The organism is Veillonella sp. T34266-5, from assembly GCF_002959815.1.
Classification (GTDB): domain Bacteria; phylum Bacillota; class Negativicutes; order Veillonellales; family Veillonellaceae; genus Veillonella; species Veillonella atypica.
Genome location: NZ_PPCZ01000019.1, coordinates 121,423 through 132,156 on the forward strand (window position 1 = coordinate 121,423; position 10,734 = coordinate 132,156).

A 10,734-nucleotide genomic window follows, 5' to 3' on the forward strand; every position below is an offset into this window, starting at 1 on the left:
ATACCTCTAGGTTACTTTTCCTGCACTTTAGCCTCCTCCCAAAAAGCATCCAGCTCAGCTAATGAAAAGTCTTCCCATGAGCGATCGCTTTGGTTAACACAAGCTTCTACATGTGAAAAACGCTGTCGGAACTTAGTGTTTGTGCGATTCAGTGCATTTTCACCGCTTATTTTATACCATCTAAATAGATTAATCAAGGAAAAAAGCACATCTCCTGCCTCTTTTTCCATATTTTCTCTATCTTTTAAGGCCACAGCCTCCTTAAATTCACCGATTTCTTCACTCACTTTTGCCCAAATTGGCTCCAGCTCATCCCAGTCAAAACCTACCTTTCCGGCCTTATCTTGTAGCTTTTGAGCAGCCACCAATGCTGGTAAACTCTTGGATACTCCATCTAATACACTTTTTCGTATATTTCCCTTTTCTTGTGCTTTTAATTCATCCCAAGTGTATATTTTTCCCTTATTATCAGGATTTTCTTCTGGAAATACATTAGGATGACGATGAATCATCTTCTCAGTTACATCATTTATTACATCTTGTAATGTAAAAGCTCCTGATTCTTCAGCAAGACTACTATGAAACACGATTTGTAATAATACATCACCTAGCTCTTCACGCAGATTATCCATATCTTTATTATCAATGGCATCCACTACTTCGTAGGTTTCTTCAATAAAATAACGGCGCAATGATTCATGCGTTTGTACCTTATCCCAAGGGCATCCATTAGGAGAGCGTAACTTTTTTACCACCTCTACAAGAGGTTGTATATCAATATTGGTCTTCATAGATTTGATTCTCCTCTGCTTGGCGTTTACGCAATCGTTTTCCAATAACAGGCATATGATACATATCATCCATTACGATAGCCTTAGTAATCCAAAGAGATAGTATATATACAATGAAAGCAATAAGGATGGATATAGCTACGGCAGCACCATTACCAACCATATCGACAAGGAACATAAAGCTAACTTGTGTAGCACCACCCATAGCCATAGCGGAAATGATGATTTTCAATAGGTTCATACATTGAATAACACTACCTACATACCGTTTTACAAATACTAAATTAATTAAGGCGGCGATGGCGAAGTTTAAATTCGTAGCCCATGCAGCACCATTAATACCGAGTTCAATGGATCCGGTCAATTGATAATCTAAGATAGCTTTCACCATAAGCCCTATAAAAATAGACAGCATAGGAATAATGGTGCGCCCTAATCCTTGTAATATACCAGCCGTAATCTGTTGCCATCCTAAAAAGATAATACTAAGACTAATCACGGCAATAACGGGACCTGCATTGGGCGTTGCATATATTAACTGAGAAATAGGCGTTGCCAATACGCATAAGCCTATACAAGCCGGTATAGCAAATAAATTGGCAATCTTCATCGCTGTGCTAGCACGCTCGATTATACGACCCTTATTCCCCGTTGCATGCGCTTCGGATACAGCCGGTACAAGGCTCGCTGCGAGAGCCGTCGTTAAAATAATAGGTAATCCAATTAATGACGTGGCCATCCCTGTCAAATATCCAAACTGTGTAGTCGCCTCATGTAAATAGTAGCCAATATCCATCAATCGTTTTGGAACGATAAAAGTATCAATTAAAGATACCATAGGCAACATAATATTGGCCATGGAAACGGGAATAGCTAGGGCAAATAAACGTTTAATAACAGCACTGGTACGTTCTATAGGGGCCTCTTCATTTTGCTCACTTAGCATCTGCTGACGCAAACTACGTTGAGACCTATAAAAATACACAAGTACGATTAAACCCGCTAATACGCCTGGAAATGTGGCAAAGGTAGCGCCACCTGCGGCCAGATGTAATCCGGAGTCGATAAAATAGTATGCAAGCCCCACCATGGACCCTACGCGAAATATTTGTTCAAAAACCTGACTTGTCCCGGTAGGAACCATATATTGGAAGCCTTGGAAATAGCCTCTAAAACAGCTTAAAATAGTGACAACAATAATAGCCGGCGATAATAATTGAATCGGTATTAAAGCCCTTGAATCCGTTATAATGTTCCATTGTATAAGCCATTCTGCACTAGCATAAAGCCCCACACTAAAGATAATACCTACTAGCGTAAGCACGCGTAAGGATACATTAAAAACTTGCTGTACCCCGCGCATATCTCTATTCGCCAATTTTTCAGCAATCATAATGGAGATTGCCACAGGAATCCCTGCAGCCGAAATACTAACTATAATCTGGTATATCGGATAGGCCATCATATAGAGACCTATCCCCTCGCCTCCCAGAATACGAGCGACGAGTACCTTACTGAAAGCACCAATAATTTTAACGATAACACCAGCGATTGTTAAAATCATGGCCCCCTTTAAAAATCGGTTCATAGGCCCCCCTTAGATTTCTTTGACAACTCCTTCATCACCGCTTCTGTAATCGTTAGAATAGATCCCTTCAATCCATTCAAACTGATATATAATGATGCCGGTTTTGTGTCCATGAACTTCATTTTCTTCCATAAATCTTCGCGAACAGCGCCCATATCCCAATCGGCCATCTTTGAATCATCTTGCCAATGGATGATGAGCTGATCATCGCGGCGAACGATGCTCTTAATCCCCAACAACCGAGCCTGCTCCTTAATTTGAGCAACTCGTAGTAAACGGTCTACCGAATCCGTCGGTGTACCAAAACGGTCGATGAGTTCATCCGTCAAATCATCAAGCTGCGCTTTATTTTTGATTTGTAACATTCGTTGATATACGGAAATCTTGCGCGCACTATCCTTGATATAGGCATCATCTATGAAAGCATCGATTTCAAGATCAATGGCAGGATCGGGTACTACCTCTTTGACGACCTCTTTATTTTGTGCTTTCGCAATGGCTTCCTCTAACATGGATACATACATTCCAAAGCCGACCGATGCGATATTACCATGTTGTTGTGAACCTAATAGATTACCAGCCCCACGAATTTCCAAATCGCGCATAGCCAGTTTAAATCCGGCCCCTAATTCTGTAAATTCTTCGATGGCTTTCAACCGCTTTTCTGCCGCTTCTGAAAGCATCTTATCAGGTCGATACATGAAATATGCATAGGCACGTCGTCTAGACCGACCTACACGTCCACGCATTTGATAGAGTTGCGATAAGCCTAATCGATCTGCATCGTATATGATAATCGTATTAGCATTTGGTATATCAAGGCCTGTTTCAATAATGCTTGTACTGAGCAATACATCATAATGACCTTCATAGAAATCGGTCATAATTTCTTCAATTTGACGGCCTGTCATCTGTCCATGTGCAATAGCATACCTCAAATCTGGCAACGCCTGTTCTAATAGTTCACCCATATGATTAATCGATGCTACCCGATTGTATACGAAGTAAACCTGTCCGCCCCGGGCGAGTTCTCGTTTGATTGCATCAGCTATGAGATTCATATCGTATTCCACTACATACGTCTGTACTGGTAGTCGATCCTCTGGCGGGGTACTAATGACCGACATTTCACGAACACCTACAAGAGACATATGAAGCGTCCGCGGAATAGGGGTAGCACTTAAGGTAAGAACGTCAATATTATTGGCCCATTCTTTCCATTTTTCCTTTTGCGCTACACCAAAGCGTTGCTCTTCATCTACAACGAGGAACCCTAAATCTTTGAATTTCACCTTTTTATTTAACAAGGAGTGCGTGCCGATTAATATATCAATAGAACCATTTTCGACGCCCTTTAGCACCTCTTTCTTCTCCGCTGTAGAACGGAATCGATTGAGTACATCTACCTTTACACCAAATGGATTAAATCGATTTAAAAACGTTTGGTAATGTTGCTGAGCTAATACAGTAGTTGGTACCAATACGGCCACTTGCTTACCGCTCACAACGGCCTTAAAGATGGCACGCATAGCGACCTCTGTTTTACCAAAGCCCACATCCCCCGCTAACAAGCGATCCATCGGTGTTGGTCGTTCCATGGATTCTTTAATTTCTCGCGTAGCTTGTAATTGGTCCTCTGTTTCCTCATAAGGAAAGGCATCTTCAAATTCTTGTTGCCACGGTTGATCCGGCAAGAACGCAAAGCCTTCCGTAATTTCCCGTTTCGCATAAAGTTCAACTAGCTTATCCGCCAAATCATCAATGGATTTCTGTGCCTTACTAACTGCTTTGCGCCAATCGCTACCGCCCATCTTATGAATGCGAGGTACATCGCCTTCATTGCCGATATACTTTTGCAATTGATCTAAATTGCTAGCAGGCAAATACAGTCTATCTGTTCCGGCATAAGCAATTTCAATGTAGTCTCGATGGATACCTTCTGTTTCAATCGTTTTTAAGCCCACATATTTACCGATACCATGCATGCTGTGAACAACGTAATCGCCAACCGATAAATCCGTGAAATAATTAATTTCTTGGCCCTTTTTAGGCTTATTTCGAAGTTTGCGTTTTTGCTGCCCGTAAATATTGCCTTCTACAACTACGACTAAATGGCTATGCGGTAATTCAAACCCATCTGTTAATAAGCCTTGCATAACGTGAACCGTATTAGACTCAAAATCCCAGCTTTCACAAAGCTTATACGGAATAGCATCACCATGCAAAGCCTTTTCTATGCCTTCACGGCGCTGTAAATTATTAATTACAAGCACAACTTGATTGCCTAGCTTTTGCCACTGCTTGATTTCATCCATCAACAACGGAATTTGACGCTCAAAGCTCGTCATCGTTTTTCCTTGAATGCCAATCGGATAAAATCCAGCTAGCCCTATAGAACGCTGTTGCATGAATGTGAAAGCCACCTCAATCTTAGCATCTACAGAGCGTTGTAATTCAGACCATTCACAATGTTGCTTGCGATGTGTTGCATCTTCTTTTAAGAATTTCTTCAACGCTTCTTGAATGCGCACCGGTTCATCATAAATGATAAGTCCATCCTTTGCATAAGATAGCAATGTACTATCTGCGTCATCACTAGTTAGGAAGAATGGTGTCACCGTATAGGCATCCACCGTTTCGATAGATCGTTGGGTATCTACGGAGAAATGACGCATCGTGTCGATTTCATCGCCAAAGAATTCCATACGTATTGGATCATCACTATTCACAGGGAAGATATCAAAAATATCTCCGCGCACAGAAAAATGACCACGTTGTTCTACCTGGTCTACGCGTTCATATCCAATTTTAACTAATTTTTCTAACAGCTCATCTCGCTCTATAGATTGAGAAACCTCAAGATGCACACTTTGAGATATAACATATTGAGGACTCACTACATATTGCGTAGCCTCTTCTATTGTAGCGATGACTACAACAGGACGATTCCAGGCCAACATACTAAGCGCTCGCATTTGAGCCCCTTGTCCTTCAAGGCTACGAGCTACGGTAGTAAATTCTACACGTTCTGTAATGGGAAATGGCAATACCTGCACATTAGGCCAGAAAAACGCCAAATCGCGTTCCCACAATTCTTTATGTTCTTTATCGTGCACCACGATAATAATAGATTGTACCTGTTCCTCTGGAATAGCACGGCTTAAGAGGAATGACTTTTGTGATCCACTTAAACCATATATAACTGACTTTCCCTTTTGGCGAAACGCCTTTAGCCCATCTGTCATAGATGGGTTTTGTGAAAGCAGTGTGTCAATTGAAGTATCCATACTGCACCATATATAATGATTATCTATATAATATCTTAAACATATCTGTTACAAGTACAATAGTACTGATAATTTATTATAGCATATTTACGAATATGCCAAAAAATGGGGGTTATAGGAGGAAAAACACCTGTTCCCCTGAACAGATGTAAATGGGCAAAAAAAAAGCACCTACAGGTGCAAATATAGTTGGTGCGGGAGAAGGGACTTGAACCCCCACGCCGTAAGGCGCCAGATCCTAAGTCTGGTGCGTCTGCCAATTCCGCCACTCCCGCGTACCGACTGAAATTATAATACCACTTATTATATATGACGTCAATCATTTTTTGTAATTTTTATGAGACTTCATCATATATATAGAATTAACAATTTCAAGATGTCTATGTATCTATCAACTCTAAAGTTCCAAGAATCAAAAAAGAGGTTCTATAATAAATGTTGGGGTGACACCACTACGGTGTCACTTCCAACATTATTTTTTTGCAAAAAATAAGCATACGGCCATGGAAACGGGAATAGCTAGGGCAAATAAACGTTTAATAACAGCACTGGTACGTTCTATAGGGGCCTCTTCATTTTGCTCACTTAGCATCTGCTGACGCAAACTACGTTGAGACCTATAAAAATACACAAGTACGATTAAACCCGCTAATACGCCTGGAAATGTGGCAAAGGTAGCGCCACCTGCGGCCAGATGTAATCCGGAGTCGATAAAATAGTATGCAAGCCCCACCATGGACCCTACGCGAAATATTTGTTCAAAAACCTGACTTGTCCCGGTAGGAACCATATATTGGAAGCCTTGGAAATAGCCTCTAAAACAGCTTAAAATAGTGACAACAATAATAGCCGGCGATAATAATTGAATCGGTATTAAAGCCCTTGAATCCGTTATAATGTTCCATTGTATAAGCCATTCTGCACTAGCATAAAGCCCCACACTAAAGATAATACCTACTAGCGTAAGCACGCGTAAGGATACATTAAAAACTTGCTGTACCCCGCGCATATCTCTATTCGCCAATTTTTCAGCAATCATAATGGAGATTGCCACAGGAATCCCTGCAGCCGAAATACTAACTATAATCTGGTATATCGGATAGGCCATCATATAGAGACCTATCCCCTCGCCTCCCAGAATACGAGCGACGAGTACCTTACTGAAAGCACCAATAATTTTAACGATAACACCAGCGATTGTTAAAATCATGGCCCCCTTTAAAAATCGGTTCATAGGCCCCCCTTAGATTTCTTTGACAACTCCTTCATCACCGCTTCTGTAATCGTTAGAATAGATCCCTTCAATCCATTCAAACTGATATATAATGATGCCGGTTTTGTGTCCATGAACTTCATTTTCTTCCATAAATCTTCGCGAACAGCGCCCATATCCCAATCGGCCATCTTTGAATCATCTTGCCAATGGATGATGAGCTGATCATCGCGGCGAACGATGCTCTTAATCCCCAACAACCGAGCCTGCTCCTTAATTTGAGCAACTCGTAGTAAACGGTCTACCGAATCCGTCGGTGTACCAAAACGGTCGATGAGTTCATCCGTCAAATCATCAAGCTGCGCTTTATTTTTGATTTGTAACATTCGTTGATATACGGAAATCTTGCGCGCACTATCCTTGATATAGGCATCATCTATGAAAGCATCGATTTCAAGATCAATGGCAGGATCGGGTACTACCTCTTTGACGACCTCTTTATTTTGTGCTTTCGCAATGGCTTCCTCTAACATGGATACATACATTCCAAAGCCGACCGATGCGATATTACCATGTTGTTGTGAACCTAATAGATTACCAGCCCCACGAATTTCCAAATCGCGCATAGCCAGTTTAAATCCGGCCCCTAATTCTGTAAATTCTTCGATGGCTTTCAACCGCTTTTCTGCCGCTTCTGAAAGCATCTTATCAGGTCGATACATGAAATATGCATAGGCACGTCGTCTAGACCGACCTACACGTCCACGCATTTGATAGAGTTGCGATAAGCCTAATCGATCTGCATCGTATATGATAATCGTATTAGCATTTGGTATATCAAGGCCTGTTTCAATAATGCTTGTACTGAGCAATACATCATAATGACCTTCATAGAAATCGGTCATAATTTCTTCAATTTGACGGCCTGTCATCTGTCCATGTGCAATAGCATACCTCAAATCTGGCAACGCCTGTTCTAATAGTTCACCCATATGATTAATCGATGCTACCCGATTGTATACGAAGTAAACCTGTCCGCCCCGGGCGAGTTCTCGTTTGATTGCATCAGCTATGAGATTCATATCGTATTCCACTACATACGTCTGTACTGGTAGTCGATCCTCTGGCGGGGTACTAATGACCGACATTTCACGAACACCTACAAGAGACATATGAAGCGTCCGCGGAATAGGGGTAGCACTTAAGGTAAGAACGTCAATATTATTGGCCCATTCTTTCCATTTTTCCTTTTGCGCTACACCAAAGCGTTGCTCTTCATCTACAACGAGGAACCCTAAATCTTTGAATTTCACCTTTTTATTTAACAAGGAGTGCGTGCCGATTAATATATCAATAGAACCATTTTCGACGCCCTTTAGCACCTCTTTCTTCTCCGCTGTAGAACGGAATCGATTGAGTACATCTACCTTTACACCAAATGGATTAAATCGATTTAAAAACGTTTGGTAATGTTGCTGAGCTAATACAGTAGTTGGTACCAATACGGCCACTTGCTTACCGCTCACAACGGCCTTAAAGATGGCACGCATAGCGACCTCTGTTTTACCAAAGCCCACATCCCCCGCTAACAAGCGATCCATCGGTGTTGGTCGTTCCATGGATTCTTTAATTTCTCGCGTAGCTTGTAATTGGTCCTCTGTTTCCTCATAAGGAAAGGCATCTTCAAATTCTTGTTGCCACGGTTGATCCGGCAAGAACGCAAAGCCTTCCGTAATTTCCCGTTTCGCATAAAGTTCAACTAGCTTATCCGCCAAATCATCAATGGATTTCTGTGCCTTACTAACTGCTTTGCGCCAATCGCTACCGCCCATCTTATGAATGCGAGGTACATCGCCTTCATTGCCGATATACTTTTGCAATTGATCTAAATTGCTAGCAGGCAAATACAGTCTATCTGTTCCGGCATAAGCAATTTCAATGTAGTCTCGATGGATACCTTCTGTTTCAATCGTTTTTAAGCCCACATATTTACCGATACCATGCATGCTGTGAACAACGTAATCGCCAACCGATAAATCCGTGAAATAATTAATTTCTTGGCCCTTTTTAGGCTTATTTCGAAGTTTGCGTTTTTGCTGCCCGTAAATATTGCCTTCTACAACTACGACTAAATGGCTATGCGGTAATTCAAACCCATCTGTTAATAAGCCTTGCATAACGTGAACCGTATTAGACTCAAAATCCCAGCTTTCACAAAGCTTATACGGAATAGCATCACCATGCAAAGCCTTTTCTATGCCTTCACGGCGCTGTAAATTATTAATTACAAGCACAACTTGATTGCCTAGCTTTTGCCACTGCTTGATTTCATCCATCAACAACGGAATTTGACGCTCAAAGCTCGTCATCGTTTTTCCTTGAATGCCAATCGGATAAAATCCAGCTAGCCCTATAGAACGCTGTTGCATGAATGTGAAAGCCACCTCAATCTTAGCATCTACAGAGCGTTGTAATTCAGACCATTCACAATGTTGCTTGCGATGTGTTGCATCTTCTTTTAAGAATTTCTTCAACGCTTCTTGAATGCGCACCGGTTCATCATAAATGATAAGTCCATCCTTTGCATAAGATAGCAATGTACTATCTGCGTCATCACTAGTTAGGAAGAATGGTGTCACCGTATAGGCATCCACCGTTTCGATAGATCGTTGGGTATCTACGGAGAAATGACGCATCGTGTCGATTTCATCGCCAAAGAATTCCATACGTATTGGATCATCACTATTCACAGGGAAGATATCAAAAATATCTCCGCGCACAGAAAAATGACCACGTTGTTCTACCTGGTCTACGCGTTCATATCCAATTTTAACTAATTTTTCTAACAGCTCATCTCGCTCTATAGATTGAGAAACCTCAAGATGCACACTTTGAGATATAACATATTGAGGACTCACTACATATTGCGTAGCCTCTTCTATTGTAGCGATGACTACAACAGGACGATTCCAGGCCAACATACTAAGCGCTCGCATTTGAGCCCCTTGTCCTTCAAGGCTACGAGCTACGGTAGTAAATTCTACACGTTCTGTAATGGGAAATGGCAATACCTGCACATTAGGCCAGAAAAACGCCAAATCGCGTTCCCACAATTCTTTATGTTCTTTATCGTGCACCACGATAATAATAGATTGTACCTGTTCCTCTGGAATAGCACGGCTTAAGAGGAATGACTTTTGTGATCCACTTAAACCATATATAACTGACTTTCCCTTTTGGCGAAACGCCTTTAGCCCATCTGTCATAGATGGGTTTTGTGAAAGCAGTGTGTCAATTGAAGTATCCATACTGCACCATATATAATGATTATCTATATAATATCTTAAACATATCTGTTACAAGTACAATAGTACTGATAATTTATTATAGCATATTTACGAATATGCCAAAAAATGGGGGTTATAGGAGGAAAAACACCTGTTCCCCTGAACAGATGTAAATGGGCAAAAAAAAAGCACCTACAGGTGCAAATATAGTTGGTGCGGGAGAAGGGACTTGAACCCCCACGCCGTAAGGCGCCAGATCCTAAGTCTGGTGCGTCTGCCAATTCCGCCACTCCCGCGTACCGACTGAAATTATAATACCACTTATTATATATGACGTCAATCATTTTTTGTAATTTTTATGAGACTTCATCATATATATAGAATTAACAATTTCAAGATGTCTATGTATCTATCAACTCTAAAGTTCCAAGAATCAAAAAAGAGGTTCTATAATAAATGTTGGGGTGACACCACTACGGTGTCACTTCCAACATTATTTTTTTGCAAAAAATAAGCATACAAGGCTCACATACTTTACAATAAAAGTGACTAATTCCCAAAGAAAGGA

4 protein-coding genes, 2 tRNA genes and 1 pseudogene are annotated in these 10,734 nt (G+C 41.2%); all 7 read right to left on the reverse strand.

All coding sequences use genetic code 11. The features are described from left to right. Window positions 1-11 precede the first annotated feature (11 nt). The gene (mazG, locus tag VIHSUH07_RS07175) at window positions 12-791 is read right to left on the reverse strand and encodes a nucleoside triphosphate pyrophosphohydrolase (RefSeq protein ID WP_105084435.1); all 780 of its coding nucleotides are present in this window, start codon (window positions 789-791) and stop codon (window positions 12-14) included. Next, a complete protein-coding gene (locus VIHSUH07_RS07180) occupies window positions 775-2,379 on the reverse strand; it encodes a putative polysaccharide biosynthesis protein (RefSeq protein ID WP_105084436.1) in 1,605 nt (534 codons plus the stop codon). Before VIHSUH07_RS07180 ends, mazG begins: the two co-directional genes overlap by 17 nt. Further along, window positions 2,376-5,666: a transcription-repair coupling factor gene (gene mfd / locus VIHSUH07_RS07185; protein ID WP_105084437.1), complete on the reverse strand. Its 3,291-nt coding sequence runs from the start codon at window positions 5,664-5,666 to the stop codon at window positions 2,376-2,378. Before mfd (VIHSUH07_RS07185) ends, VIHSUH07_RS07180 begins: the two co-directional genes overlap by 4 nt. Before the next feature lie 190 nt (window positions 5,667-5,856). Next, a tRNA-Leu gene (locus tag VIHSUH07_RS07190) sits at window positions 5,857-5,941 on the reverse strand. Between the two features lie 224 nt (window positions 5,942-6,165). Then, window positions 6,166-6,900, reverse strand: a pseudogene (locus tag VIHSUH07_RS07195) (oligosaccharide flippase family protein); the annotation flags it as partial. Then, window positions 6,897-10,187, reverse strand: a complete 3,291-nt coding sequence (gene mfd / locus VIHSUH07_RS07200; protein ID WP_105084437.1) for a transcription-repair coupling factor — start codon at window positions 10,185-10,187, stop codon at window positions 6,897-6,899. The pseudogene VIHSUH07_RS07195 and the gene mfd (VIHSUH07_RS07200), both read right to left, overlap by 4 nt. A gap of 190 nt (window positions 10,188-10,377) precedes the next feature. Beyond that, window positions 10,378-10,462: transfer RNA gene (locus VIHSUH07_RS07205), tRNA-Leu, on the reverse strand. Window positions 10,463-10,734 lie beyond the last annotated feature (272 nt).